Source organism: Streptomyces sp. NPDC060184, from assembly GCF_042728795.1.
Lineage (GTDB): Bacteria > Actinomycetota > Actinomycetes > Streptomycetales > Streptomycetaceae > Streptomyces.
Genome location: NZ_JBHWYX010000032.1, coordinates 14,134 through 40,484 on the forward strand (window position 1 = coordinate 14,134; position 26,351 = coordinate 40,484).

A 26,351-nucleotide genomic window follows, 5' to 3' on the forward strand; every position below is an offset into this window, starting at 1 on the left:
GCACGGACACGCCTGTGGCCCGCCTCCCCGGTCAACAGGGGTGCGGGCCACAGGTGTTGTGCGGCTCCCGGACTGGTCTGGGGTGCGGCTGGTGTCAGCTCGCGTTCTTGGTGAGGTAGTTGTGCAGCCCCGGCACCGTGAGCGACCCGCCGAACTGGCCGGCCTGGGTGACCTTGACGTTCGTGAAGAACGCGAAGGGCACGTTGATCGGGGGCGGCGCGGTGGGGCTGAAGGTGATCGGGATGATGCCGAAGAGGTTGCCCTTCAGCTCCTCCGTGTACATCGTCACCTTGCCGCCGCGGATGGTGGACGTGGAGCCGTCCCGGGCCTGGACGTGCATGGTGGTGCCGTCCGGGCCGACCGCCGTCTGGTGCAGGTCCTTGATGTCGATGGAGTCGGCGGTGAACTTCAGCACCTTCTTGACCGCGCCGTCCGCCGTCTTCACCTCCACGATGCCCGCGTAGTCCAGCCCCGCGAGGGTGAGCAGCGAGGACTGCAGGATCCACGGGTCGGTCGGGAGCAGGGGCACGCCCGGCTCCAGCTCGGCCGCCGCGAGGGCTTCCGGGTCCTCGGTCGGGCACGGGAACGGCTGCTTGGCGCCGTCCGGGATGTCCTCGTCCTTCTTCGCGTCGAGGCCCTTGGCGTCCTCGTCCAGCTCCTCGACCGTCTGACCGGCCTCGGCCGCCGCGGCGCGGATGGCGGCCTCGGTCTTCTTGGCCTCGGCGGCAGCCGCGTCCTTCACGGCGTCGGCTTCCTTCGCCGCTCCGGCCGGGGATGTGTCGGTGTCATCGGTGGACGACGCGGCGGACTTCTCCGCACCGGCGGTTCCGGAGCCGGTGGTCTCCTCGGCCTTCGGCGCCTCGGTGGTGGCGCTCGGGGACGGGGTCGCCTTGTTCGGGTCGAGGCTGTCGAAGAAGCCCTTGATCGCGTCGCCGACACCCAGCGGGTCGAGCGGGTTGGTGCTCTTCGTCGCGGTGGGTGTGGGCTCGGCGGTGGGCTCGGCCCCGGCGGCTACGCCCGCGGTGTCGTCGGCGGCGGGCGCGTCCGACGTCGCGGAGGGGGACGGAGTCGTGGTCGGTGCGGGGCCGGAGTCCTCGCCCTTGTCCGTACCCGCGTCCCCGTCCTTGCCCGCCGAAGCGGAGTCGGAGGCGGAGGCCGAGGGCGACGGTGAGGCGGACGTCGACGGCTCCGGCGACTCGCTCGGCTCGTCGGACCGGGTGACGCACGGGCCGGGCGCGAACGGGATGTCCGAGGCGTCGTCCGCCATGGCGAGCTTGGGCGTGAGGCTCATGCCCACGAAGACCGCCGTCGGCATCGCGGCGAGCGCGAACGCCTTCTTCCCGGAAGGCAGGTTGAGCTTCATCAGCAGCGACTTGCGGGGAGCCGCGTGACGCGGGCCCCTCCGCTCGCGGGCGGCTTCGCCCGCGAACGTGTCGGAGTACCCGTCCTCACGCACGGTGCCTCCCGCCGTCCGCGTCGGCGTCGGCCGCCGGGTCGACGTCGGCGGGCAGCTGCGCGGGGAAGGTGGTGATGCCGTGCGGCTCCTCCGAGAGCGGCCCGTACGCGAACGCGGGCTTGTCGGTGCCGAAGGCAGCAGGGCCCATCTGCGTGTTCTCGGACCGCGCGAGACCCTCCGTGGTTTCGGTGTCTGTCTGTGGCTGTCCCGGGGCCCAGGAAACGGAAAGCGCGCCGCCGAGCAGCGCGAGGACGAAGCCCATCACGAACCCGCCGAAGTTGGCCACGGGTATGGAGATCAGCCCGAGCAGGATCGCCGCCACTCCCGCGAAGACGCGAACGATGTGGTGGAACCACATCGTCAGGCCCAGCGTGACGAGCAGAACCCCGATGATCAGTGAACCGGCTCCGGCGGTGGTGGACATCGCCAGAGTGACGTTGCCGAGGTGCATGTTGGCGTACGGGAAGTAGGCGATGGGTATACCGCCCGCCATGGTGAACAGGCCTGCCCAGAACGGCCTGCTCCCCCGCCAGGAGCGGAAACCCCGCCGAGAGGTGGTGAGGTAGTGCTCGTTCTGCCCTGTGGACTCGGGGCTCATGGAAAACAGCTCCCTGGAACCGGTACTGCTGTGAGAAAGGGAGGGTGGGCGGCCGGAGCCCGCGTGCACGGCTCCGGCCGCCCGAACTGAATGCCTACTCGCACTCGTTCGCGTCGTGGTTCAGGCGCAGGCTGAGGTTGCTCAGCTTGAAGGTGCCGGCCGTGGTGGCCCAGGCCCTCTGCGAGACGTTGGTCAGCGTCGCCGTCTTGGCGCGCTGGCCGAAGCCGTTGGCGTTCGCCCCGGTGGTCTTCGGCTGGATGCCGAAGCCCGACTCCTTGCCGAGGTCTCCCGCCGCGACACCGATGTCGATGTTCTCGAAGTAGGCGTCTGCGTCGAGCTGGGAGACGTCCAGGTACAGGTCCGTCGCCACGACCGGCTTCTTGTCGGCGGTGCCTGCCGTCAGCTTCAGCGTCCAGGTGCCGAGACCCGGGATCGGCGTCACGACCGACTGGCACATGTTCGTGATTTCCGCGTAGCTGAAGCCGGAGACCGCGACCGGGTGGTTGCCCGCGCCGCCGGTGGCGACGTTGCCGTACTGGACGAAGTCATTGCCCTTGAGCTGGTCGGCCGTGACCTTGAAGTCCTGCCCCGAGATGCTGAACGAGGCGGCCAGCGCGCCCTGCGCCAGCCCCACGCCCACCGCCGCCGTCGCGACGACGCTCGGCACCATGACCAGGGCGAAGCGCTTCCATCTGGTTCCACCGCGGATCTGGGAACTCATATATTTCCTCCTTCTCGGACGTACATCTCCGGCCGGGCCGTTGCCCGTCCCGGGATGGGAGAAGTGCTACGTCCTCGGGAAGGAGAGCGCCCGTTCCGGAGGCTGTACCGCATCCGATGCACCGGCGATCACCCCCGAGCGACAAACCACTGACCGCGCGTTCCGCGCAGCCGGTCGGACAGGCCCCGCCCTCGGGCAGGAACCCCCCTGTCCTCGGCCGGCGCCCATGGAGCCGGCCCGCCCGGTGGGGACCAACTGCCCCCGGCGCCGACTGGCGGTCGGGCCGGCGGTGATTGGACCGAGCGTGGCCGATCGTGGTGCATTCGGGGCCGGTGCACAAGGGGTGTCGTTACTCGCTAGTAACGGGCTGATAACCACCCCGCGACGCCATGGCATGAACCGGCCACGCAGGGTGGCACGAAAGGGACGTCCAAACCGGCGGAAAACAGGGTGCAAACAGACAGAGACCCCGATCCGATTTACTGCGAGTAACAGCAGCCCGTCAGGTCAAGATTTGGCAAAGCGGAGCCACGGAACGCCCCGAGTTGTCGCCCGGACGCGAAAACGGCCGTGCCGCCCGGCGGGCGGCACGGCCGTCTTGTCACATCGGAACAAGTCGCGTCGGGACAAGTCCCGCCAGAACGGCTCGCATCAGAACAGCACCCGCGCGAGCGCCGTACGGGCCGAGGCAACCCGGGGGTCCTCCGGGCCGATGACCTCGAAGAGTTCGAGCAGCCGCACCCGCACGGCGTCGCGGTCGTCGCCGAACGTACGGCGGACCGTCTCCACGAGCCGCCCGAAGGCGTCCTCCACATGCCCCCCGACGAGGTCGAGGTCGGCGGCGTCGATCTGGGCGGCGACGTCGGCCGGACCGGCGGCGGCCTTCTCCCGGACCTCCTGCGGGTTCATCTTCTGCACCCGGCCGAGGAGTTCGGCCTGCGCGAGGCCCAACTTGGCCTCCGGGTTGGCCGGGTCGTCGGAGAGGACGTTGCGGTACGCCTGCACCGCGCCCGGGAAGTCGTTGGAGTCCAGCGCCCGGGAGGCGGCTTCCAGCAACGCGTCGTACGGGCCGGCCGGGATCTCGGCGGGGGTCGCGGCGGCGCCCTCCGCGTCCGGGTCGACGACGATCCCGGTGAGGCCGAAGCGCTCCTCGCCGACCTGGATCAGCTGGTCCAGGGTCTCGCGGATCTGGGCCTCGGGCGCGGCGCCCTGGAAGAGCGGGAGGGCCTGGCCCGCGACGACGGCGAAGACCGCCGGGATGCCCTGGATGCCGAACTGCTGCATCAGCATCTGGTTGGCGTCGACGTCGACCTTGGCGAGCAGGAAGCGGCCGTTGTACGCGACGGCCAGCCGCTCCAGAAGGGGGCCGAGCTGCTTGCAGGGCTCGCACCACTCGGCCCAGAAGTCGATGACGACGGGTACTTCGGCGGAGCGCTGGAGGACGTCGCGCTCGAATCCGGCTTCGTCGACGTCGATCACCAGGGCGGACGGCGCGACGGCGCCGGTGCCCCCCTTGCGGGCGGCCTCGGCACGGGCCTGCTCCGCCTTGGCCTTCGCCTCTCCGGCCGCCTTGACAGCGGCGAGGTCGACGACGCCGCTCATGGACATGTTCCTAGGCTGCATACGTACATCCTCCCCCCTGTGCCCGCCGTTCCGGAAAGCGATCGGTCAACCGGGTCCTGCCGCGGCCCCGGCCGGTGTGCGGGGCGGGCGGACGGACACGGTTCGGGGGGCCTGAACCCCCCGGTCGCGGCGCCGGATCCCCGTCCCGCGCCGCTCGGTCGGCGCCGGATCCCCATCCGTCGCCCCCACAGTGGCTGTCGCTCTTTCGTGGCGAGGGCCAACGGGCGGCTGCCCGGGGGTCCTTACGCTACGACCCGTAGCGTAACTGGCGAGTAGCCCTCCTGAACAGGACACCTCGGTGATCTGTCTCACCCGCACCGGGGGCGCACCCTCGTACCTACTCGCGGGTAAGGTCGCCCCCATGCCGAGCCGCAACGACCCCCCGTCCGCCCGTCCCGGCCGCCCGCGCAGCGTCGACGCCGACGCCGCGATCCTGGAGGCGACCCGGGCGTCCCTGGTCGAACTCGGCTGGTCGAAGCTGACGATGGGGGACGTGGCGACGCGCGCCGGGGTCGCCAAGACGACGCTCTACCGGCGGTGGGCCGGCAAGAACGAGCTGGTCGTGGATGCCGTCGCCGTCCTCTTCGACGAGCTCGAACTCCCCGACCTCGGCAGCCTCGCCGCCGACGTGGAGGGCGTGGTGCTCCAGTTCGCGGAGCTGCTGGAGCGGCCGGAGACCCGGACGGCGCTGATGGCGGTGGTCGCCGAGGCGACGCGCGACGCCGCGCTGCGCACGCGCATCCAGGACTCGATCGTGAACCGCCAGAAGCGGCTGGTGGTCCTGGGCCGCCGACGGGCCCAGGAGCGCGGCGAGCTGCCGCCCGAGCCGGAGGGCCGGACGGCCGGGCCGACGGCGGACCTGATCTTCGACGTGATCGCGGGCGCGGTGGTGCACCGGGCGCTGGTCAGCGCCGAGCCCGTCGACGCCGACTGGGCCCGGCGCTTCACCGCCCTGCTGCTCTCCGGACTGGGCGCGGTGGCGTGACACCGCGCCGGGGGGAGGCTCAGAACCCCGGCGGCTCCGTGTAGACGCCCCACTCCTCGCGCAGCGCCCCGCAGATCTCGCCGAGGGTCGCCTCGGCGCGTACCGCGTCCAGCATCGGGGCGATCATGTTCGAGCCGTCCCGGGCGGCGGCGAGCATGGCGTCCAGCGAGCCGCGCACCTTCGCCTCGTCGCGGGCCGCCCGACGGGCGCCGAGGGCGCGGACCTGCTCGCGCTCGACCTCGTGGCTGACCCGCAGGATCTCCAGGTCGCCGGTGACCGAGCCGTGGTGGACGTTGACGCCGACGACCCGCTTGTCGCCCTTCTCCAGGGAGCGCTGGTACTGGAAGGCGGAGTCGGCGATCTCCCCGGTGAACCAGCCGTCCTCGATGCCGCGCAGGATGCCCGAGGTGAGGGGGCCGATGGGGTGGCGCCCGTCGGGGTGGGCGCGGGTGCCGCGCTCCCGGATCTGCTCGAAGATCTTCTCCGCGTCGGCCTCGATCCGGTCGGTGAGCTGTTCGACGTACCAGGAGCCGCCGAGCGGGTCGGCCACGTTGGCGACGCCGGTCTCCTCCATCAGCACCTGCTGGGTGCGGAGCGCGATCTCGGCGGCCTGCTCGGAGGGGAGGGCCAGGGTCTCGTCGAGGGCGTTGGTGTGCAGCGAGCTGGTGCCGCCGAGGACGGCGGAGAGGGCTTCGACGGCGGTGCGCACGACGTTGTTGTACGGCTGCTGGGCGGTGAGGGAGACCCCGGCGGTCTGGGTGTGGAAGCGGAGCCACTGGGCCTTGTCGGTCCGCGCGCCGTACGTCTCCTTCATCCAGCGGGCCCAGATGCGGCGGGCGGCGCGGAACTTGGCGATCTCCTCGAAGAAGTCGAGGTGGGCGTCGAAGAAGAAGGAGAGTCCGGGCGCGAAGGTGTCCACGTCGAGCCCCCGGGAGAGGCCCAGCTCCACGTATCCGAAGCCGTCGGCGAGGGTGTAGGCGAGCTCCTGCGCGGCCGTGGCCCCGGCCTCCCGGATGTGGTAGCCGGAGACGGAGAGCGGTTTGTACGCGGGGATGGCGCGGGCGCAGTGCTCCATCAGGTCGCCGATGAGCCGCAGGTGCGGTTCGGGCTGGAAGAGCCATTCCTTCTGGGCGATGTACTCCTTGAAGATGTCGGTCTGCAGGGTGCCGTTGAGCACCGCGGGGTCGACGCCCTGGCGTTCGGCGGCGACGAGGTACATGCAGAAGACGGGGACGGCGGGTCCGCTGATCGTCATGGAGGTGGTGACCTCGCCGAGCGGGATGTCCCGGAAGAGGACCTCCATGTCGGCGGCGGAGTCGATGGCGACCCCGCAGTGCCCGACCTCGCCGAGCGAACGGGGCTCGTCGGAGTCCCGGCCCATCAGGGTCGGCATGTCGAAGGCCACACTGAGCCCGCCGCCGCCCGCGGCGAGGATCATCTTGTACCGCTCGTTGGTCTGCTCGGCGTTGCCGAAGCCGGCGAACTGGCGGATGGTCCAGGTACGGCCCCGGTAGCCGGTCGGGTGGAGGCCCCGGGTGAACGGGTACTCGCCGGGCCAGCCGATCCGCTCGAACCCGTCGTACGTGTCGCCGGGGCGGGGCCCGTACACCGGGTCGACCGGGTCGCCGGACAGGGTGGTGAAGTCCGCGTCGCGCGTGCGGGCCTTGTCGTAACGGGCCTGCCAGCGTCGGCGGCCCTCCTCGATCGCGTCAGCGTCCATGTTGGCGAATTTACTAGGACGTCCTACTACCTGTCGATGACAAACCGCCCGGCACTCGGACGGAGTCCGGTGCGGGGCGGTTCGTGGTCCCGCGAGTCCCGCGTCCTGCGGGGCGTGCGGCCGGAGGTCAGCCGTTCTTGACGGCGGCCTGCTCGGAGCGGTCGGCGGCGGCCGGAGCGGCGCCCGCGATCAGCGGCTCGACCTCCCGGACGACCGTGCGCTCCACGAAGAACGCGGCGGTCGGGATGGTGCCGGCGATCAGCACCCAGAGGAGCTTGCCGATCGGCCACTTCGCCTTGGAGCCGAGGTCGAAGGCGAAGAGCAGATAGACGATGTAGAGCACGCCGTGGATCTGGGAGACGACGAGCGTCAGGCCCTCGCCCTTGTCGAATCCGTACTTGAAGACCATGCAGAGGCAGAGGATCAACAACATGACGGCGGTGACGTAGGCCATCACCCGATAGCGGGTCAGCACGCTGCGTTTCATGACATCGAGGTTAGCCGGAGCCCGGGGGCGATCTTGCGGCGGGCACCCCCCGCGGACGGGGGGCCGGGCCGGCCCCGGGCGCACCGCCCGGGGTTCGCTCAGGCGTCCTCGAAGTCCCGCGCGGCGACCCGCAGCGGCCGGAGCATGGCGAAGATCTCCCCGCACTCCTCGGCGTCGTACGCGCCCAGCCCGAAGTCCATCGCCATCAGCTCCTCGGTGGCCGCCTCGACCACCTCGCGCCCCTTCTCCGTGATGGAGGCGAGCGTGCCGCGGCCGTCGTTGGGGTTGGGGCGCTTGTCGACCAGGCCCGACTTCACCAGCCGGTCCACGGTGTTGGTGACCGACGTCGGGTGCACCATCAGGCGCTCGCCGATCTTCGACATCGGCAGCTCGCCCTCCTTGGAGAAGGTCAGCAGCACCAGCGCCTCGTACCGGGCGAACGTCAGCCCGTACGGTTTCACCACCGCGTCGACCTCCGCGAGGAGGATCTGCTGCGCCCTCATGATCGAGGTGATCGCCTGCATGGAGGGCACGGGTCCCCAGCGCTGCTGCCAGAGCTCGTCGGCGCGGGCGATGGGGTCGAAGGGAAGGCTGAGCGGCTTCGGCACAGCCCCGACCTTACCCACTGGTCACATCGCGGCGGGCGCCGTCTCGGAGTTCGGTACCGAATATGCGTACGGAAAGATCCGACCGCCCGCGAACGCCCGAACGGGGACGGTTCGCGACGCGCGCGGTTGACGCGCGAGGGCGGCCGGTGTGGCAGCACCACGCTCCGTGACCGATATGCCAGGATTGATCACATCTCTGTATCTCGTGGCGCCGCCGCACGGGCGCGCCTCGCACGTGTGTCCCGCTTCGTGCCCCGTACCCGTTGAGCCACCGTCCGAGGGGGCTGGATGTCCGGCCGCAGGATCTTGCCCGTCGTCTCCGCCGCCGTGGCCGTGTCGGCCGCCCTCGCGGTGGGCTGCTCGTCCCCGGGGACACCGTCCGGGGGCGGCGAGGAACCCACCGCGAGCGCGGTGGACGCCGTCCGGGGCGGCTCGGCTCCCGGCACCGCGTCCCCTCCCTACTGGGTCGACCCGGAGAGCGACGCCGCCCGCCAGGTCCGCGCCTGGAAGGAGGCGGGGCGGCTGAAGGACGCGAAGCTGCTGGAGCGGATCTCCACCCACCCGGTGGCCGACTGGCCCGCGGGCGACGACCCGGAACCGGACGTCCGCACCGCGATCGAGGGCGCCTCGGCCTCGCACGAGAGCGTGCTGTTCGTCGCGTACAACATCCCGCACCGCGACTGCGGCGCCTACTCGGCGGGCGGGGCGCCCGACGCGCAGGCGTACCGGGCGTGGACGGAGCGGTTCGCGGGGGCGATCGGGGACGCCCCGGCCACGGTGGTCCTGGAACCCGACGCCGTCGCGCACGTCGTGGACGGGTGCACCCCGCCGGAGAACCACGCCGAACGGCTCGACCTGCTGGCCGGGGCCGTGGACACCTTCAAGGCCCGGCCGGGGACCAAGGTCTACCTGGACGCCGGGAACCCGGACTGGCTCGCCGACCCCGCCAAGCTGGTGGAACCGCTCCACCGGGCGGGCGTCGACCGGGCCGACGGCTTCTCGCTCAACGTCTCCAACTTCCAGACCGACGAGACGGTGAAGGCGTACGGGGACCGGCTCTCCGCCCTCCTCGGCGGCGCGCACTACGTGATCGACAGCAGCCGCAACGGCCGCGGCCCGCTCGTAGGCGGCCGGTCGGAGGCCTGGTGCAACCCGCCGGGCCGGGCCCTGGGCACTCCCCCGACCACCGACACCGGGGACGAGCGGCTGGACGCCTACCTCTGGATCAAGCGGCCGGGCGACTCCGACGGCCCCTGCCGGGGCGGCCCGGCGGCCGGCACCTGGTGGCCGGGCTACGCCCTCGGCCTGGCCCGCGCCGCCGGATCCTGAACGGTCCCGGACGCGCCCGCGCCTCCCGTACGGCCAGGAAGTCGGCCCGTACGGGAGGCGCGGGCGGGGCTCTCAGCCGACCTTGACCCACTTCGCCACCGACGAGATGCCGTCGGTGTCCGTGACGAAGAGCATGTACCAGCCAGGCGGCACCAGGGTGCTGTCCCCGGGCACCGTCACGGTGATCCGGCCCTCCTCCCTGCGCAGGTCCAGCGCGATCGACCGCTGCTCGACGTCGGTGGTGTGGGTGACGGCGCTCGGCCGCATCAGCCGGGCCGTCGCCGGACGGCCGCCGCCGGTCAGCGCGTACGTGGCGCTGCCCCCGCGCTCCACCTTCTCGGGCCCGGCTCCGATCACCGGCCGGTCGCCGCCCGCGCGGTGCAGCACGGCCGGGGTGAAGACCTCCATCCGCTGCTCGAACGTGCCCAGTTTGGTGTTGGCCTTGTCTCCGTAGAGCGAGTCGGAGCCGAAGGTCGCCACCCGCCCGTCGGGCAGCAGCAGCGCCTCCGAGTGGTAGTTCCGGCCGACGGTGGGAGCCGCCGCCTCGGTGAACTCGCCGGTCTTCGGGTCGTACGTCTGGGCCTTGAGGATGTTGCTGTCGCCGCGCCCCCGGTAGTCGCTCGATCCGCCGGTGGTGAAGACGGTGTCGTCCGGCATGATCACGCTGTTGAGGTAGCGGGTGCCCTGCGGCAGGTCGGGGCCCGGCGCGAAGACCGGGTTCTTCGCCTTGAGGTCCACGACCGCGGTGCGGGCGGTCGACACCGCGGACTCCCCCACCCCGCCGCCGCCGAGGATCATCACCTTCTGGTCCTGGACCGGGGGCAGCATCAGCGAGGAGGCGGTCTCCGTGGCGTCGAAGTCCTTCAGCCCGCCGACCGCCTTGAAGGTGTTCTTCCGCAGGTCCCAGAGCCCGGCGGCGCGCCCCTTGTCCGCCGGGCCGTAACCGGCGTTGGCGCCCGGGTAGAAGAGCCTGCCGCCCTTGGTGAGGAAGAGGGCGGGGTAGGTCGGGAAGTAGCGGAACGGGCCCTTGGACCACTTCCGGGTCGCCTGGTCGTAGATCTCGGTGTCGCCCGAGATGATCTCGCCGACGTCGTCGAGGCCCGAGACGGCGAGCACCCGCCCGTCGCCGAGCCCGACGAGCGTCGGGTACCAGCGGGCCTGCTTCATCGGGTCGACCCTGATGTACTTCTCGGCCACCGCGTCGAACTCGTACGCCGACCGGATGCCCTGGAAGTCCTGCTTCCGCGTGGTGAGCGCCTCGGCGAGGCCGTAGGAGTTGTCGGCGTCCTTGCCGGTGAGCCCTTCGATCTCGTACTGGGCGGACTCGGCGGTGACCGAGTCGGGGCCCGTCTCCACCGCCTCCACGAAGACGCGCTCCTCCCCGGCGGTCACCTTGCTCTTCCACGGCTTCATCCCGCCGTCCGCCCAGTACGTGACGGCGAAGCCGCGCTTGACGGCCCGGGGCACCGTCACGTCGAAGAGCGAGCGGTACTCGACGCCGGAGGGGGAGCGGAAGAGCGTGCCCTTCCTCAGGAACAGCGCCTTGTCCGGGTTCTCGTTCTTCACCCGCATCCCGCCGCCCGCCCGTCGCACCTCGCCGTCGAGCACCTCGTAGCGGGCGGTGCCGCCGGCCACCAGCAGGCGGCCGTCGGGGAGCGCCGCGTGGCCGCCGCAGAAGAAGTCCACCGGGGTGGGGACCTTCTCGAAGGTGTTGGCCACCGGGTCCCACAGGACCGTGTCGAAGGTGCCCGCGTCGAAGTGCCGCTGGTTGTTGCCCGAGCCCGCGATGATCAGCACCTTGCCGGTGTGGAGCAGCGCCGCGTGGATGGCGTTGGTCCGGTACTTCTCCGGGATGTCGACCCGCTGCCAGGAGCCGTACCGCGCCTGGTAGCCGGGCTGGGCGATCTTGTACGCGTGGTAGTGGTCCTGGGCGAACGAGAGCGCCGCGGGGGCGTTGAGCCCCGCGAGCACCACGACGGCCCCGCCGCCGAGGACCGCCCTCCTGATCCGTCTGGTGGGCCGGTGGGCCATGGGTCAGTTCCCTCCTGCGGTGCTGCGCGCCGTCGTCCCGGCGGCGCTGTGGACGGGTTCGGCCGGGGTGGGGGCCGCGGCCCCGGTGGTGGGGGCGGCGGTGCCGGGCCCGGTGGCCGAGGTGGTGGTCGTGGTGATGAAGGTCGTGCCGTCCGGCAGCGGGTGCGGGGCGGGGCGCCGGGCGGTCCGCCGGGGCCGCGCGGGGCGCCCCGCCCGCTGCCGGGTGTACGACCACACCGCGACCGGGGAGAGCGCGACGGCCAGCGCCAGCACGGCCCAGGTGCGCATCGCCGCGTGCGTGTGGTGCAGGGGCACGGACGCGGCGAGCGAGGCCAGCAGCACGGCGGCCCAGAAGAGGTGGACGCGGAAGGTGAGGAGCCGGTCGGGGCTGGTGGCGCCCCCCTTGGGCGTGACGACGAAGCGCCCGTCGGTCCGCAGCACGGCGGCGCCGAGCGACTTCAGGTAGATCGGCGCGCAGAGGGCGGACATGGCCATGCCGGCGATGCCGCCGGAGCCCTCGGGTTCGTGCGGGGAGACGTTGTGGCGCCGGTTCCAGAGGTAGAGGCCGATCTGGAGGGCCGCCGCGTCGCTGTAGAGCATCAGCCAGAGGGAGGCGGAGACCTCGGTGCCGGAGGCGCCGAGCCAGAGGAAGAGCACGCAGCTGAAGATCCCGAGCAGCCAGTTGACGGCGGTCATCGGGTAGTAGACGAGCATCAGGGTGTAGCTGAGGAGCCGGCCCGGCGGGAGCCGGAACAGCCCCTTCGGGTACTGCCGCAGCAGCGTCTCGTACGTCCCGCGCGACCAGCGCAGCTGCTGGGTGAAGAAGTCGGTCCAGGACGACGGGCCCTCGCCGACGGCCAGCACGTCCGGGGTGTAGACGGACCGCCAGTGGCGTCCGGTGAGGGGGTTGCGGCGGCGGTGGATCTCGAAGCCGGTCGCCATGTCCTCGGTGATCGAGTCGTACAGTCCGCCGGCCTGCCGCAGCGCGGCGACGCGGACGACGTTGTTGGTGCCGACGAACATGGGCGCCCCGTAGCGGTTCCCGGCGCGCTGGATCAGGGCGTGGAAGAGGAACTGCTGCGATTCGGCGGCCTTGGTGACGGCCGCGTCGTAGTTCCCGTAGACCTGCGGGCCCACGACGAAGGCGGTGTCGGGGTCGCGGAACCAGCCCAGCATCCGCTCCAGGAAGTCGGGCAGCGGCACGTGGTCGGTGTCGACGGAGGCGAAGAAGTCGTAGGCGTCGCCGTGCGCGTCGAGCCAGGCGTTGTAGTTGCCGTGCTTGGTCTTCGCCCGGTGGGTCCCCTTCGGGCGGTTCCACTCGGGGACGCCGCGCCGGGTGAAGTGGCGGACGCCGAGTTCCGCGCAGAGCGCCCGGGCCGCCGGGTCGTCGCCCTCGTCGAGCAGCCAGACGTCGAGCGGTCCGTCGTGCCGGATCCGCACGGCGCCCCGGAGGGTGGCGCGGACCATGGAGAGGGGTTCCTTGCCCGGTACGTACGTGGTGACGAAGGCGACCCGGGTGCCGGGTTCGGGGACGACGGGCACCGGGTCCCGGGCGACCATCGTGGCGTGCGCGATGGAGACGACGTTGACGAGCATGAAGAGTTCGATCAGCGCGATGGAGACGAGCATCGCGGTGTCGGCGGCGACGAGCCACCACTCGCCGTTCTCGCGGCGGGTCCAGTGCGTCGGCCAGACGAGGTAGAGCAGCAGCGCCCCGGTGAGCACCGGGGCGAGGGTCATCAGGAGGAGGGCCCGGGTGCGCCGCTCCTCCGCCGCGAGGAGGCTCCGGTACCGCACCCGGTACGCCGGTCCCTCCGGTTCGGTGAGCGGACCCGCGAGCCGGCTGTGGGAGTCGTAGTCGTAGACCTCCGACCGCACCCTGCCTCCTATGTCGAACCGGTGTGTCTCCCCACATAAATGGATCTTCCGGACCGGGGCGACTCGGCAGGGCCGAGTGAGCGGTCGCGGCACGGGGGCACCGGCGCGTCGCGGGCGTCCGGGGCCGGAACGCGGGGAGCCCCCCGCCGTGTTGTGGCGGGGGGCTCCCGGAGAGTGCGGGGCGGTACGGGGACCGGACGGGGCGTCAGGTGGCCAAGTACCGTTCCACGGTCTCGACCTTGGAGGTGAGTCCGTCGGTGACGCCGGGTCGGATGTCGGCCTTCAGCACGAGGGAGACGCGTCCGGCGCGGGCCTCGACGGCGGCGACGGCGCGCTTGACGACGTCCATCACCTCGTCCCACTCACCTTCGATCGAGGTGAACATGGCGTCGGTGCGGTTGGGCAGTCCGGACTCGCGGACGACGCGGACGGCGTCGGCCACGTACTCGCCGACGTCCTCGCCGACGCCCAGCGGGGAGACCGAGAAGGCGACGATCACGCGTTCACCGTGCCTTCCCGGCGGGCGCGGGCGGCGATCACGCCGTCCGCCTCGTACCGCTTGAGGAGCTTGTCGCCGTAGAGCCCGCCGAACGGCAGGAGGCAGAGCACGAAGAAGAGGGCGACGCGCTTGACGGGCCACTTCGCCTTGATCCACACGTCCAGCAGGAAGAGGACGTAGATCACGAAGAGGAGGCCGTGCAGGGCGCCCAGCGGCGGCATCAGGAAGTCGATGTCGGAGACCCGGCTGAGGATCGATCCGAAGATGATCAGGGCCGGGAAGGAGAGCGCCTCGGGAATCGAGATGAGGCGCAGCCGGTGCAGGGCGGTAGCGGTCTTGATGTCCACGGGGGCACCTTCGGTGGGAGGGTCGTCACGGCTTGTGAACGCGAGCACAAGCCGCACCCATTGTGGCACCGCCCGCCCCCTCCTCCTGCCCCGGGGGCGCGGGGGACGGGTGGGGCACGAGGGTCGCCGCGGGCACCGGCGGCGGTCTGTGATCCTTCCCCGGACACTGGCCCGCGCGCCGCGCGGGCGGCTACCGTCGGTCCGTGGCGATGTTCCGACTCCAAGGCAGCAAGACGCTCGCCGTCGATCTGACGGGCGATGCCGTCAAGGCGAAGAACGGCTCGATGGTCGCGTACGACGGCCGGATGGCGTTCAAGAAACTCTCCGGCGGCGGTGAGGGCCTGCGCGGCATGGTGACCCGCCGGCTGACCGGCGAGCAGATGACGGTGATGGAGGTGCAGGGACAGGGCACCTGCTATTTCGCCGACCGCGCGAGCGAGATCAACCTCGTCTCGCTGCGGGGCGAGAAGCTGTGGGTGGAGGCGAGCAACCTGCTCTGCACGGACGCCGCCCTGCGCACCGGCACCAGCTTCACCGGGCTGCGCGGCGGAGCCACCGGCAACGGCCTGTTCACCACCACGGTGGAGGGCACCGGGCAGGCGGCGATCATGTCGGACGGTTCGGCGGTGGTGCTCCGGGTGACCCCGCAGTACCCGCTGAACGTCGACCCCGGTGCCTACATCGCCCACCAGGGCAACCTCCAGCAGCACTTCCAGTCCGGGGTGAGCTTCCGCACGTTCATGGGCGAGGGTTCCGGGGAGTCGTTCCAGATCCGCTTCGAGGGCGACGGACTCGTGTACGTGCAGCCCAGCGAGCGGAACACGATCGGGGGCGACGTCTGATGCCGTTCCGCGAGATCAACTCGAAGATGGTCGAGGCCACGGTCGTCCCCGGTCAGAAGATGTACAGCCAGCGCGGCGCGATGCTCGCCTACCGGGGCGAGGTCTCCTTCACCCCGAACATCCAGGGCGGCCAGGGCGGGCTGATGTCGATGATCGGCCGGCGGGTGGCGAACGAGGCGACCCCGCTGATGACGGTGGAGGGCAGCGGCACCGTGATGTTCGGCCACGGCGGCCACCACATCCAGGTGATCAACCTCGCGGGCGACACCCTCTACGTCGAGGCCGACCGGCTGCTGGCGTTCGACGGGACGCTGCAGCAGGGCACGATGTTCATGGGATCGCAGGGCGGGGTCATGGGGATGGTGCGCGGCCAGGTGACCGGACAGGGCCTGTTCACCACGACCCTCAAGGGCCACGGCGCGGTGGCGGTGATGGCCCACGGCGGGGTGATCGAGCTGCCGATCACGCCCGGCCGCGAGGTGCACGTGGACCCGCAGGCGTATGTCGCGCACCACGGGGACGTACGGAACAAGCTCTCCACCGCGCTCGGCTGGCGCGACATGGTGGGGCGCGGCTCGGGCGAGGCGTTCCAGCTGGAGCTGAGCGGCAGTGGTGCGGTGTACGTCCAGGCGTCGGAGGAGAAGCTGTGAGCACGCCCGTGGTCTTCGATCCGATGACGCTGCCGTCGGACGACAACGTCAACCCCTACACCTTCTGCGTGGAGCTGAAGGGTGGTCAGTGGTTCCTCCAGAAGGGGAAGATGATCGCCTACTACGGGCGCATCGACTTCGACGGGGTGGGCAACGGCCGCTTCGACCGGCTGCTGCGGACGAGCTTCCACTCGCCGATGCACGCGAGCGACTGGGTGGTGGCCGAGGGCAGCGGCAAGATGCTCCTCGCGGACCGGGCCTTCGACGTCAACTCGTACGACCTCGACGAGGGCAACCTGACGATCCGCTCCGGCAACCTGCTGGCCTTCCAGCCGTCGCTGGCGCTGAAGCAGTCGATCGTGCCGGGGTTCCTCACGCTGATCGGTACGGGGAAGTTCGTGGCGGCCTCGAACGGGCCGGTGGTCTTCATGGAGCCGCCTCTGCGGGTGGACCCGCAGGCGCTGGTCGGCTGGGCCGACTGCCCTTCCCCGTGCCACCACTACGACCACGGGTACATGCGGGGCGTGATGGGCGGGCTGCGGTCGCTGACCGGGATCGGCGGGACGTCCGGCGAGGAGCACCAGTTCGAGTTCGTGGGCGCGGGGACGGTGCTGCTGCAGTCGACCGAGGTGCTGATGGCGGAGCAGTCGGTGGGCGCGGTGCCGGTGGAGGCGGGGGTGCCGGGCGGGGGACGTCCGGGCGTCCACGGCGGGGGTCAACCTGGGTCCGCACCCCGCCTCCCCGGCCAGCTGGGGGATCTCCAGCGTCGGTTCGGTCTGTGAGCGGTACTCTGCGGAGCGTGATTCCCAGGGGTACGCCCCGGGCCCGGTCCTCCGCGTGCCCGGAACGCCGTGCGGGCCGCGCGCGGCCCGGCCGCCGCCGGTGAGCGCCGACGGGAGCACCGGCGGGGAGTGCCCGGGGTCACACTCCCACTTCGTCCGGCTTTCAACTTCTTAGGTAGAATCCATATATGGAGACCGAGACGGCCACACGCTGGCTGAGCGACACGGAGCAGCGTGCCTGGCGCACCCACCTGGACGTCAGCAGACTGCTCACGCACCAGCTGGAGAGAGACCTCCAGCCGTTCGGCCTGACCATGAACGACTACGAAATCCTCGTCAACCTCTCCGAGGCCGAGGAGCAGCGCCTGCGGATGAGCGACCTCGCGTCGCTCACCCTGCAGTCCAAGAGCAGGCTCTCGCACCAGATCACCCGGATGGAGAGCGCCGGACTGGTCAAGCGCGAGAACTGCGAGTCGGACCGGCGCGGGCTCTTCGCGGTCCTCACGGACCTCGGCGGCGAGACGATGCGGAAGGTGGCGCCGTACCACGTCGCCTCCGTCCGCAAGCACTTCATGGACCTGCTGTCCCCCGAGGCGCTGGCCGAACTGCACGCGGCCCTCACCCCGATCGCGGACCATCTGCGCGGACGGCGCGGCAGGCCGTAGCGGTACGGGTGTGCCCGGAACGGCCCGCACGCCGCCCCGGGCACCACCACCCCCTCAGCGCGCGCCCGCGGTGACCCCCGCCACCAGTTCGTCGGCCGCGCCGTACGGGTCGAGCCGGCCCGCCACGATGCGTTCCGCCAGCGCTTCGAGCCGGCGGTCGCCGTGCAGGTCGGCGATCCGCTCGCGCAGGGCGGTCACCGCGATCGTCTCCACCTCCCGGGCCGCCCGCGCGGTGCGCCGGGCCGCCAGCACCCCGTGCTCCTCCATCCACGCCCGGTGCTTCTCCAGCGCCCCGACCAGCTCGTCCACGCCCTCGCCCCGGGCGGCCACCGTCTTCACGATCGGGGGCCGCCAGTCGTCGGGGCCCCGGGACTCGCCGAGTCCGAGCATGTGGTTCAGCTCCCGGGCGGTGGCGTCCGCGCCGTCCCGGTCCGCCTTGTTGACCACGTACACGTCGCCGATCTCCAGGATCCCGGCCTTCGCCGCCTGGATGCCGTCGCCCATGCCCGGCGCGAGCATCACCACGGAGGTGTCGGCCTGCGAGGCGATCTCCACCTCGGACTGGCCCACCCCGACCGTCTCCACCAGGACCACGTCGCACCCGGCCGCGTCCAGCACCCGTACGGCCTGCGGCGCCGAGCGGGCGAGGCCGCCCAGATGGCCGCGGGTCGCCATGGACCGGATGTAGACGCCGGGGTCGGAGGCGTGGTCCGACATCCGCACCCGGTCGCCGAGCAGCGCCCCGCCGGAGAAGGGCGACGACGGGTCGACCGCGAGCACGCCGACCCGCTTCCCCGCCTTCCGGTAGGCGGCGACCAGCGCCGAGGTGGAGGTGGACTTGCCGACCCCCGGCGAACCGGTCAGCCCGACGACGTACGCGTGCCCCGCCAGCGGGGCCAGCGCGGCCATCACCTCGCGCAGCTGCGGCGAGCCCCCCTCCACCAGCGAGATGAGCCGGGCGACGGCCCGGGGCCTGCCCTGCCGTGCCTGTCCGACCAGGGTGGGGACGTCCACCATCACCGCTCCGTTCCTTCTCACCGCGCGTGCCCTGCCGCCTGCCGGTCCCCCGTACGAGGGACTATGCGCCCGGTACGCGGATGATCAGCGCGTCGCCCTGACCGCCGCCGCCGCAGAGCGCCGCCGCACCGGTACCGCCGCCGCGCCGCTTCAGCTCCAGCGCCAGGTGCAGCACCACGCGCGCGCCGGACATCCCGATGGGGTGGCCGAGCGCGATGGCACCGCCGTTGACGTTGACCTTCTCCGAGGTGATGCCGAGGTCCTTCATGGACTGCACGGCGACCGCCGCGAACGCCTCGTTGATCTCCACGAGGTCCAGGTCGCCAACGGTGAGCCCGTCCTTCTTCAGGGCGTGCCGGATGGCGTTGGACGGCTGGGACTGGAGCGAGTTGTCCGGGCCGGCCACATTGCCGTGGGCGCCGATCTCGGCGAGCCAGTCGAGCCCCAGCTCCTGGGCCTTCGCCTTGCTCATCACCACGACCGCCGCGGCGCCGTCCGAGATCTGCGAGGAGGAGCCGGCGGTGATCGTGCCGTCCTTGGCGAAGGCGGGGCGGAGCTTGCCGAGCGACTCGGCGGTCGTCTCGGGGCGGATGCCCTCGTCCTCGGAGAAGAGCACCGGGTCGCCCTTGCGCTGCGGGATCTCGACCGGGGTGATCTCGGCCTCGAAGAGACCGTTCTTCCGGGCCGCGGCGGCGCGCTGGTGGGAGAGGGCGGCGACCGCGTCCTGCTCGGCGCGCTCCAGACCGAGGCGGGTGTTGTGCTTCTCGGTCGACTCCCCCATCGCGATGTTCTCGAAGGCGTCGGTCAGACCGTCGTACGCCATCGCGTCGAGCATCTCGATCGCGCCGTACTTGTACCCCTCGCGGGACTTCGGCAGCAGGTGCGGGGCGTTGGTCATCGACTCCTGGCCGCCGGCCACCACCACGTCGAACTCACCGGCGCGGATCAGCTGGTCCGCCAGCGCGATGGCGTCGAGCCCGGAGAGGCACACCTTGTTGACGGTGAGCGCGGGGACGTTCATCGGGATGCCCGCCTTGACGGCCGCCTGCCGGGCCGGGATCTGGCCCGCACCGGCCTGGAGCACCTGGCCCATGATCACGTACTCGACCTGGTCGCCGCCGATCCCGGCCCGGTCCAGCGCCGCCTTGATGGCGAAGCCGCCGAGGTCCGCGCCGGAGAAGCTCTTCAGGGAGCCGAGCAGCCGGCCCATGGGCGTACGGGCGCCCGCGACGATCACTGAGGTGGTGGTACCTGTCGTTCCTGACATGGGCGCGGCCCCTAAGAGGTGAGGGTGTTGTTTACGAGGGTTAACCCGAATGTACTGAGCACCCCACGCCCCGTCATCCGGCAGCGCGTGTGATCGCGCGCACCTTGCCAATACCCCGCCCGGACGCTGCACTGGACCCATGCTGACGCGAATCGACCACATCGGGATCGCCTGTTTCGACCTGGACACGACGGTGGAGTTCTACCGCTCCACGTACGGCTTCGAAGTCCACCACTCGGAGGTCAACGAGGAGCAGGGCGTACGCGAGGCCATGCTGCGGATCAACGGCACCTCCGACGGCGGGGCCTCCTACCTCCAGCTGCTGGAACCGACCCGGCCCGACTCGGCCGTCGGCAAGTGGCTGGCGAAGAACGGCGAGGGCGTCCACCACATCGCCTTCGGCACCGAGGACGTGGACCAGGACTCCTCGGACATCCGCGAGAAGGGGGTCCGGGTCCTCTACGACGAGCCCCGCACCGGCTCCATGGGCTCCCGGATCACCTTCCTCCACCCGAAGGACTGCCACGGGGTCCTCACCGAACTGGTCACGTCCCGGACGGAGCACTGACCGCCGGATACCCGGCCCGGTAGAGTGGGCCGTTCCGGGCCGGGGCCGGGTCGGGGCCGTCATGACGTCCCTGTCGTTTGTCTGTCACCATTCCCCGGGGGACCGCTCGCCGGCGGGCGGTCCTGTATGGAGAGTTGCGACCAGGGGACGGATGGGACCGCGCAGTGCGGGGCTACGAACGCCAGGAGAGCCACCGAGCTGAAGACGACCACCTCTCGCGGTTCGAAGCCGAGATGGACCGGCTGAAGACCGACCGGGAGAAGGCCGTCCAGCACGCCGAGGACCTCGGTTACCAGGTCGAGGTCTTGCGAGCCAAGCTGCACGAGGCGCGGCGCAGTCTCGCGACGCGTCCCGCCTACGGCGGCGCGGACCTGGGGTACCAGGCCGAGCAACTGCTCCGGGACGCCCAGGCCCAGGCCGAGCAACTGCGCGCCGACGCCGAACGCGAGCTCCGCGAAGCGCGGGCGCAGACCCAGCGCATCCTCCAGGAGCACGCGGAGCACCAGGCCCGGCTCCAGGCCGAACTCCACAACGAGGCGGTCCAGCGCCGCCAGCGCCTCGACCAGGAACTGGCCGAGCGCCGGCAGACCGTCGAGGCCCACGTCAACGAGAACGTCGCCTGGGCCGAGCAGTTGCGCGCCCGTACGGAGTCCCAGGCCCGCCGGCTCATGGAGGAGTCGCGCGCCGAGGCCGAGCAGTCCGTGAACGCCGCCCGCAACGAGGCCGCCCGGGTCGCCGAGGAGACCCGCCAGCGGCTCGGCTCCGAGGCCGAGACCTCCCGCGCCGAGGCCGAAGCGATCCTGCTGCGCGCCCGACGGGACGCCGAGCGGATGCTGAGCACCGCCGCGGGCCAGGCCCAGGAGGCCACCCAGCACGCCGAGAACCTGCGGTCCACCACCACCGCCGAGGCCGACCAGACCCGTCGGCAGGCCACCGAACTCCAGCGCGCGGCCGAGCAGCACGCCCAGGAGGCCGAGACCCGGCTGCGCGAGGCGCGGCTGGAGGCGGAGAAGCTGCTCTCCGAGGCGAAGGAGTCCGCGTCGAAGACGCTGGCCGGCGCCGAGTCGCAGAACGAACAGCGCACCCGCACCGCCAAGTCGGAGATCGCCCGCCTCGTCGGCGAGGCCACCAAGAACGCCGAGACGCTGAAGGAAGAGGCCGAGCAGTCCCTCGCCGACGCCCGCGCCGAGGCCGAGCGGCTCCTCGCGGAGGCGGCCGAGAAGGCGCGTACGGCGGCGGCCGAGGACACCGCCGCCCAGCTCGCCAAGGCCGCCCGCAGCGCCGAGGAGGTGCTGACCAAGGCGTCCGAGGACGCGTCGTCCACCACCCGCGCCGCCGCCGAGGAGGCCGAGCGCATCCGCCGCGAGGCCGAGGCCGAGGCGGACCGGCTGCGCGGCGAGGCCGCCGAACAGGCCGACCAGCTCAAGGGCGCCGCCGAGGAGGGCACCAAGGAGTACCGGGCCAAGACGGTCGAACTCCAGGAGGAGGCCCGGCGGCTGCGCGGCGAGGCCGAGCAGCTGCGCTCCGAGGCGGTCGCCGAGGGCGAGCGCATCCGGGGCGAGGCCCGCCGGGAGGCCGTCCAGCAGATCGAGGAGGGCGCCCGCACCGCCGAGGAACTGCTGACCAAGGCGCGGACGGACGCCGAGGAGCTGCGCGCCTCCGCCACCACCGAGAGCGACCGGGTCCGCGCCGAGGCGGGCGAGCGCGCCACGGCCGTGCGCAAGCAGGCCGAGGAGTCGCTGGAGCGCGCCCGTACCGAGGCCGAGACCCTGCGCACCGAGGCCGAGGAGCAGGCGGAGTCCACCAGGACGACGGCCGAGGAGGCCGCAGCCTCGCTCCGCGCCGAGACCGAGCGCCAGGTGGCCGCCCGCGCCGAGGAGGCCGCGGCGGAGCTGGACCGGCTGCGCACCGACGCCGAGACCCGGGTCGCCTCCGCCGAGGAGGCCCTCGGCACGGCCCGTACGGAGGCGGAGCGCATCCGCCGCGAGACGGCCGAGGAGTCCGAGCGGCTGCGCGGCGAGTCCGCCGAGCGGCTGCGCACCCTCCAGGAGCAGGCCGAGGCGGAGGCGCAGCGGCTGCGCGACGAGGCCGCGGCCGACGCGGCGCAGTCGCGTGCGGAGGGCGAGACCGTCGCCGTACGGCTGCGCAGCGAGGCGGCCACCGAGGCGGAGCGCCTCAAGTCCGAGGCGCAGGAGACGGCCGACCGGGTGCGGGCCGAGGCGGCTGCCGCCGCCGAGCGCGTCGCCACCGAGGCGGCCGAGGCGCTGGAGGCCGCCCAGGAGGAGGCCAACAGGCGCCGCCGCACGGCCGAGGAGACCCTGGAGGCCGCGCGGTCCGAGGCCGGTCAGGAACGCGAGCGGGCCCGGGAGCAGAGCGAGGAGCTCCTCGCGTCCGCCCGTACGCGGGTCGAGGAGGCGCAGACCGAGGCACAGCGGCTCGTCGGGGAGGCGGAGAGCCGGTCGGCGGAGCTGGTCGCCGCCGCCGAGCAGACCGCCCAGCAGGTGCGCGACGCGGTCGCCGGGCTGCACGAGCAGGCCGAGACGGAGATCGCCGCGCAGCGCGCCGCCGCCGAGCAGGAGGCGACGCGGACCCGGACCGAGGCACAGGAGGAGGCGGACCGGCTGCGCGCCGACGCCGCCGCCGAGCGGGAGCGGGCCGGGGAGGACGCCAACCGCGTCCGCCGGGTCGCGGCCGAGGAGTCGGACGCGGCGAAGGCGCTCGCCGAACGGACCGTCACCGACGCGATCGCGGAGGCCGAGCGGCTGCGCTCGGAGGCCGCGGAGTACAGCCAGCGGGTGCGTACGGAGGCGTCCGACGCCCTCGCCGCCGCCGAGCGCGACGCCGCGCGGTCGCGTGCGGAGGCCCGCGAGGACGCCAACCGCATGCGGTCGGACGCGGCGGCGCAGGCCGACCGGCTGGTCGCGGAGGCGACGGCCGAGGGCGAGCGCATCTGCCAGGAGGCGACCGACTCGTCGAACCAGCTCGTCGGCGAGGCCACGAAGGAGGCCGAGCGGCGGCGTTCGGAGGCGGCGAAGACCCTGGCCTCGGCGCAGGAGAACGCGGCCCGCACCCGCGAGGAGGCCGCGAAGGCGCGGACCGACGCGGAGGAGGCGTCCGAGAAGCTGCTGGGCGACGCCCGCGAGGAGGCCGACCGCGCGCTGGACGAGGCGCGCCAGGCGGCGGCCAAGCGCCGGGCGGACGCGGCCGAGCAGGCGGACCAGCTGATCAACAAGGCGCGCGAGGAGGCGCTGCGGACGGCCACCGAGTCGGAGGCGCAGGCCGACACCATGGTCGACGCCGCCCGCAAGGAGGCCGTCCGGATCACCTCGGAGGCCACCGTCGAGGGCAACACCCTGGTGGAGCGGGCGCGTACGGACGCCGACGAGCTGCTGGTCGGCGCGCGGCGCGACGCCACCGCCACCCGGGAGCGCGCGGAGGAGCAGCGCGCCCGCACGGAGGCCGAGATCGAGGAGCTGCACGAGCGGGCCCGCCGGGAGACCTCCGAGCAGATGAAGACGGCCGGCGAGCGGGTCGACCATCTGATGAAGGTGGCGACCGAGCAGCGCGACGAGGCCGAGAAGAAGGCCAAGGAGCTGCTGTCGGACGCGAATTCGGAGGCCGGCAAGGTCCGGATCGCGGCGGTCAAGCGCGCGGAGTCCCTGCTCAAGGAGGCGGAGGCCAAGAAGGCCGAGCTCATCCGCGAGGCCGAGAAGCTGCGGGCCGAGGCCGAGGCCGAGGCGAAGCGTACGGTGGACGAGGGACAGCGCGAACTCGACGTCCTCGTGCGCAGGCGCGCGGACATCAATACGGAGATCTCCCGTGTCCAGGACGTGCTGGAGGCGTTGGAGTCTTTCGAGGTCCCGGCAGGGGGCGGGAAGAGCCCCGGCGGAGGCACCCTCGGGGCGGGCATCAAGGCCGCCGCGGGCGCGGGCACCCGGGCGGGCGGCAAGCAGACCGAGGGCTGAGGGACGTTCCCGGCGGCACGCGCCGGGAACGACGGGGAGGGTCGCGGGAGGAGGCATCCGGGCCGGGCGCACGGGCCCGGACAGTGATTCCGCCGTACCGGGGAGTGATCACCGCTCCACGGACCGGCCACCCGAAAGAGGTGTCATTCTCCAGATCAAACTGGTATCTCCACGCTGACACGCCGCTTTGGCCCCTAGGATTCCCTCTATCACCTCACCGGTCTCATTCGACAGGAAACCCATGAGCGACCCCTCTTCCCCCTTCGGCTTCGAGCTCGTGCGACGTGGTTACGACCGCGGTCAGGTGGACGACCGCATCACCAAGCTCGTCGCCGACCGTGACAGTGCGCTGGCGCGCATCACCTCCCTGGAGAAGCGCATCGAGGAGCTCCACCTCGAGACGCAGAACGCCCAGGCCCAGGTGAGCGACGCCGAGCCCTCGTACGCCGGCCTCGGTGCCCGCGTCGAGAAGATCCTCCGCCTCGCCGAGGAGGAGGCCAAGGACCTGCGTGAAGAGGCCCGCCGCGCGGCCGAGCAGCACCGCGAGCTGGCCGAGTCGGCCGCCCAGCAGGTGCGCAACGACGCGGAGAACTTCGCCGCCGAGCGGAAGGCGAAGGCGGAGGACGACGGGGTCCGCATCGTCGACAAGGCCAAGGGCGAGGCGACCACGCTGCGCACCGAGGCGCAGAAGGACGCGCAGCAGAAGCGCGAGGAGGCGGACGCCCTCTTCGAGGAGACCCGCGCCAAGGCCGCCCAGGCCGCCGCGGACTTCGAGACCAACCTGGCGAAGCGCCGCGACCAGTCGGAGCGCGACCTCGCGTCCCGTCAGGCCAAGGCCGAGAAGCGCCTGGCGGAGATCGAGCACCGCGCCGAGCAGCTGCGCCTGGAGGCCGAGAAGCTCCGCACGGACGCCGAGCGCCGGGCCCGTCAGACGGTGGAGACCGCGCAGCGCCAGTCCGAGGACATCGTGGCCGACGCGAACGCCAAGGCCGACCGCATCCGCAGCGAGTCGGAGCGCGAGCTGGCGGCGCTCACCAACCGCCGCGACTCGATCAACGCCCAGCTGACCAACGTCCGCGAGATGCTGGCGACGCTGACCGGCGCGGCCGTGGCCGCCGCCTCGTCCCCGGTGGACGACGAGCCCGCCACGCGTGGTGTCCCGGCCCAGCAGACCCGCTGACGCCCTCTCACACCTCCGGCCCACCTCCGTGCGCCCGGTTCCGCCTTTGTGGTGGCGCCGGGCGCGCGGCCGTTCTAGCGTGAACCGCATGATCGAGCTCGAAGGACTGTCCAAGCGCTACGGCCAGAAGGTCGCCGTCGACGCGTTGTCCTGCCGGATCAGACCGGGGATGGTCACCGGTTTCCTCGGCCCGAACGGCGCGGGCAAATCCACCACGATGCGGATGATGCTCGATCTGGACAACCCGACCAGCGGTTCGGTGCGCATCGACGGCCGGCGGTACCGGGAGCTGGACGAGCCGCTGAAGTACATCGGGGCGCTGCTCGACGCGAAGTCGATGCACGGCGGCCGGAGCGCGTACAACAACCTGCTCTGCCTGGCCCAGAGCAACCGCATCCCCTCGTCGCGGGTGGCGGAGGTGCTGGACACGGTCGGGCTGAGCGCGGTGGCGAAGAAGAAGTCGAAGGGCTTCTCCCTCGGCATGGGCCAGCGGCTCGGCATCGCCTCGGCGCTGCTGGGCGATCCGCAGATCCTGATGTTCGACGAACCGGTGAACGGTCTCGATCCCGAGGGCATCCACTGGATCCGGAACCTGATGCGTTCGCTCGCCGCCGAGGGCCGGACGATCTTCGTCTCCTCGCACCTGATGAGCGAGATGGCGCTGACCGCGGACCATCTGATCGTGATCGGCCAGGGGCGGCTGCTCGCCGACACCTCGATGGCGGACTTCATCCACCAGAACTCGCGGAGTTTCGTCCGGCTGCGCTCTCCGGAGCAGGAGCGGCTGCGCGACGTGCTCGCCGCCGGGGGCTTCACCCCCGTGGAGGCGGGGAACGGCACCCTGGAGGTCGACGGCGCGACCAGCGAGCAGCTCGGTGAGCTGGCCGCCCGCCATCAACTCGTCCTCCACGAACTGAGCCCGCAACGGGCCTCGCTGGAGGAGGCGTTCATGCAGATGACGGCGGGCTCGGTGGAGTACCACGCGCACGGCGACGTCGACGGCGTGCTCGGCGGGGGCGTGGTACCCCCCGCGGCGGCCGGCGGGGACGGCCGGGCCCCCGGCGGCTGGGGCGCCGGCTGGAACGATCCCGCCGGGGGCGCCGGTTCCCGTACCGACGGCAAGGGGGTGTGAC

The 26,351-nt window shown here is 72.1% G+C and carries 23 protein-coding genes; 10 read left to right on the forward strand and 13 right to left on the reverse strand.

The features are described 5' to 3' along the window. Nucleotides 1-94: 94 nt before the first annotated feature. The 4 genes from ACFWEE_RS21305 to ACFWEE_RS21320 all read right to left on the reverse strand — a co-directional run bounded on the left by ACFWEE_RS21305 (nucleotide 95) and on the right by ACFWEE_RS21320 (nucleotide 4,398). Nucleotides 95-1,456 carry a hypothetical protein gene (locus ACFWEE_RS21305; protein WP_386891185.1) on the reverse strand — a complete coding sequence of 454 codons (1,362 nt, stop codon included), beginning with the start codon at nucleotides 1,454-1,456 and terminating at the stop codon, nucleotides 95-97. Then, nucleotides 1,449-2,054: a DUF6114 domain-containing protein gene (locus ACFWEE_RS21310; RefSeq protein ID WP_386891187.1), complete on the reverse strand. Its 606-nt coding sequence runs from the start codon at nucleotides 2,052-2,054 to the stop codon at nucleotides 1,449-1,451. The genes ACFWEE_RS21305 and ACFWEE_RS21310 overlap by 8 nt, the downstream gene beginning before the upstream one ends. A 94-nt stretch (nucleotides 2,055-2,148) precedes the next feature. After that, complete coding sequence (locus ACFWEE_RS21315; RefSeq protein WP_386891189.1) at nucleotides 2,149-2,775, reverse strand: DUF6230 family protein; 627 nt, start codon at nucleotides 2,773-2,775, stop codon at nucleotides 2,149-2,151. A 651-nt stretch (nucleotides 2,776-3,426) separates the two neighbouring features. Then, nucleotides 3,427-4,398, reverse strand: a complete 972-nt coding sequence (locus ACFWEE_RS21320; RefSeq protein WP_386891190.1) for a tetratricopeptide repeat protein — start codon at nucleotides 4,396-4,398, stop codon at nucleotides 3,427-3,429. Nucleotides 4,399-4,759: 361 nt separating this feature from the next. Here ACFWEE_RS21320 and ACFWEE_RS21325 point away from each other — a divergent pair, with 361 nt between their 5' ends. Then, nucleotides 4,760-5,383: a TetR/AcrR family transcriptional regulator gene (locus ACFWEE_RS21325; RefSeq protein ID WP_386891192.1), complete on the forward strand. Its 624-nt coding sequence runs from the start codon at nucleotides 4,760-4,762 to the stop codon at nucleotides 5,381-5,383. Nucleotides 5,384-5,402: 19 nt separating this feature from the next. Here ACFWEE_RS21325 and ACFWEE_RS21330 read toward each other — a convergent pair whose 3' ends face one another. From ACFWEE_RS21330 to ACFWEE_RS21340, 3 genes are all read right to left on the reverse strand, one after another. Beyond that, nucleotides 5,403-7,103: a methylmalonyl-CoA mutase gene (locus ACFWEE_RS21330; protein ID WP_386891193.1), complete on the reverse strand. Its 1,701-nt coding sequence runs from the start codon at nucleotides 7,101-7,103 to the stop codon at nucleotides 5,403-5,405. 127 nt (nucleotides 7,104-7,230) lie between these two features. Further along, the gene (locus tag ACFWEE_RS21335; protein WP_386891195.1) at nucleotides 7,231-7,590 is read right to left on the reverse strand and encodes a DUF3817 domain-containing protein; all 360 of its coding nucleotides are present in this window, start codon (nucleotides 7,588-7,590) and stop codon (nucleotides 7,231-7,233) included. A 98-nt stretch (nucleotides 7,591-7,688) separates the two neighbouring features. Continuing rightward, nucleotides 7,689-8,198 carry a MarR family winged helix-turn-helix transcriptional regulator gene (locus ACFWEE_RS21340; RefSeq protein ID WP_386891197.1) on the reverse strand — a complete coding sequence of 170 codons (510 nt, stop codon included), beginning with the start codon at nucleotides 8,196-8,198 and terminating at the stop codon, nucleotides 7,689-7,691. 288 nt (nucleotides 8,199-8,486) lie between these two features. Between ACFWEE_RS21340 and ACFWEE_RS21345 the strand changes: the two genes are divergently transcribed. Continuing rightward, complete coding sequence (locus ACFWEE_RS21345; RefSeq protein ID WP_386891199.1) at nucleotides 8,487-9,527, forward strand: glycoside hydrolase family 6 protein; 1,041 nt, start codon at nucleotides 8,487-8,489, stop codon at nucleotides 9,525-9,527. Between the two features lie 72 nt (nucleotides 9,528-9,599). Here the strand turns inward: ACFWEE_RS21345 and ACFWEE_RS21350 are convergent, their stop codons facing one another. From ACFWEE_RS21350 to ACFWEE_RS21365, 4 genes are all read right to left on the reverse strand, one after another. Next, entirely contained in the window at nucleotides 9,600-11,558 is a 1,959-nt protein-coding gene (locus tag ACFWEE_RS21350) for a galactose oxidase-like domain-containing protein (RefSeq protein ID WP_386891201.1), read from the reverse strand. Nucleotides 11,559-11,561: 3 nt separating this feature from the next. Beyond that, nucleotides 11,562-13,436, reverse strand: coding sequence for a glycosyltransferase family 2 protein (locus ACFWEE_RS21355; protein WP_386891203.1), 1,875 nt, complete (start codon nucleotides 13,434-13,436; stop codon nucleotides 11,562-11,564). 205 nt (nucleotides 13,437-13,641) lie between these two features. Further along, entirely contained in the window at nucleotides 13,642-13,935 is a 294-nt protein-coding gene (locus ACFWEE_RS21360; RefSeq protein ID WP_266709201.1) for an MTH1187 family thiamine-binding protein, read from the reverse strand. Further along, a complete protein-coding gene (locus tag ACFWEE_RS21365; RefSeq protein ID WP_386891204.1) occupies nucleotides 13,932-14,282 on the reverse strand; it encodes a DUF3817 domain-containing protein in 351 nt (116 codons plus the stop codon). Before ACFWEE_RS21365 ends, ACFWEE_RS21360 begins: the two co-directional genes overlap by 4 nt. Nucleotides 14,283-14,491: 209 nt before the next feature. Here ACFWEE_RS21365 and ACFWEE_RS21370 point away from each other — a divergent pair, with 209 nt between their 5' ends. The 4 genes from ACFWEE_RS21370 to ACFWEE_RS21385 all read left to right on the forward strand — a co-directional run bounded on the left by ACFWEE_RS21370 (nucleotide 14,492) and on the right by ACFWEE_RS21385 (nucleotide 17,221). Continuing rightward, on the forward strand, nucleotides 14,492-15,124 hold the full coding sequence (locus ACFWEE_RS21370) for an AIM24 family protein (RefSeq protein ID WP_386891277.1): 633 nt from the start codon (nucleotides 14,492-14,494) through the stop codon (nucleotides 15,122-15,124). Continuing rightward, nucleotides 15,124-15,774: an AIM24 family protein gene (locus tag ACFWEE_RS21375; protein ID WP_327178021.1), complete on the forward strand. Its 651-nt coding sequence runs from the start codon at nucleotides 15,124-15,126 to the stop codon at nucleotides 15,772-15,774. Before ACFWEE_RS21370 ends, ACFWEE_RS21375 begins: the two co-directional genes overlap by 1 nt. Further along, nucleotides 15,771-16,556: an AIM24 family protein gene (locus ACFWEE_RS21380; protein ID WP_386891205.1), complete on the forward strand. Its 786-nt coding sequence runs from the start codon at nucleotides 15,771-15,773 to the stop codon at nucleotides 16,554-16,556. The genes ACFWEE_RS21375 and ACFWEE_RS21380 overlap by 4 nt, the downstream gene beginning before the upstream one ends. Nucleotides 16,557-16,744: 188 nt before the next feature. Further along, complete coding sequence (locus ACFWEE_RS21385; protein ID WP_386891206.1) at nucleotides 16,745-17,221, forward strand: MarR family winged helix-turn-helix transcriptional regulator; 477 nt, start codon at nucleotides 16,745-16,747, stop codon at nucleotides 17,219-17,221. A 54-nt stretch (nucleotides 17,222-17,275) separates the two neighbouring features. On the opposite strand, the gene meaB is transcribed toward ACFWEE_RS21385, so the two are convergent. Together meaB and ACFWEE_RS21395 are read right to left on the reverse strand one after the other, a co-directional pair. Continuing rightward, a complete protein-coding gene (gene meaB, locus ACFWEE_RS21390) occupies nucleotides 17,276-18,238 on the reverse strand; it encodes a methylmalonyl Co-A mutase-associated GTPase MeaB (RefSeq protein WP_386891208.1) in 963 nt (320 codons plus the stop codon). A gap of 61 nt (nucleotides 18,239-18,299) precedes the next feature. Then, on the reverse strand, nucleotides 18,300-19,505 hold the full coding sequence (locus tag ACFWEE_RS21395; protein ID WP_386891209.1) for an acetyl-CoA C-acetyltransferase: 1,206 nt from the start codon (nucleotides 19,503-19,505) through the stop codon (nucleotides 18,300-18,302). 139 nt (nucleotides 19,506-19,644) lie between these two features. Here ACFWEE_RS21395 and mce point away from each other — a divergent pair, with 139 nt between their 5' ends. The 4 genes from mce to ACFWEE_RS21415 all read left to right on the forward strand — a co-directional run bounded on the left by mce (nucleotide 19,645) and on the right by ACFWEE_RS21415 (nucleotide 26,350). Then, nucleotides 19,645-20,073 carry a methylmalonyl-CoA epimerase gene (mce, locus tag ACFWEE_RS21400; RefSeq protein WP_386891211.1) on the forward strand — a complete coding sequence of 143 codons (429 nt, stop codon included), beginning with the start codon at nucleotides 19,645-19,647 and terminating at the stop codon, nucleotides 20,071-20,073. Nucleotides 20,074-20,237: 164 nt separating this feature from the next. Next, a complete protein-coding gene (gene scy, locus ACFWEE_RS21405) occupies nucleotides 20,238-24,038 on the forward strand; it encodes a polarized growth protein Scy (RefSeq protein WP_386891212.1) in 3,801 nt (1,266 codons plus the stop codon). Between the two features lie 241 nt (nucleotides 24,039-24,279). Beyond that, complete coding sequence (locus ACFWEE_RS21410) at nucleotides 24,280-25,218, forward strand: cellulose-binding protein (RefSeq protein WP_266709183.1); 939 nt, start codon at nucleotides 24,280-24,282, stop codon at nucleotides 25,216-25,218. An 88-nt stretch (nucleotides 25,219-25,306) separates the two neighbouring features. After that, nucleotides 25,307-26,350 carry an ATP-binding cassette domain-containing protein gene (locus ACFWEE_RS21415; protein WP_386891214.1) on the forward strand — a complete coding sequence of 348 codons (1,044 nt, stop codon included), beginning with the start codon at nucleotides 25,307-25,309 and terminating at the stop codon, nucleotides 26,348-26,350. Nucleotide 26,351: the final 1 nt, after the last annotated feature.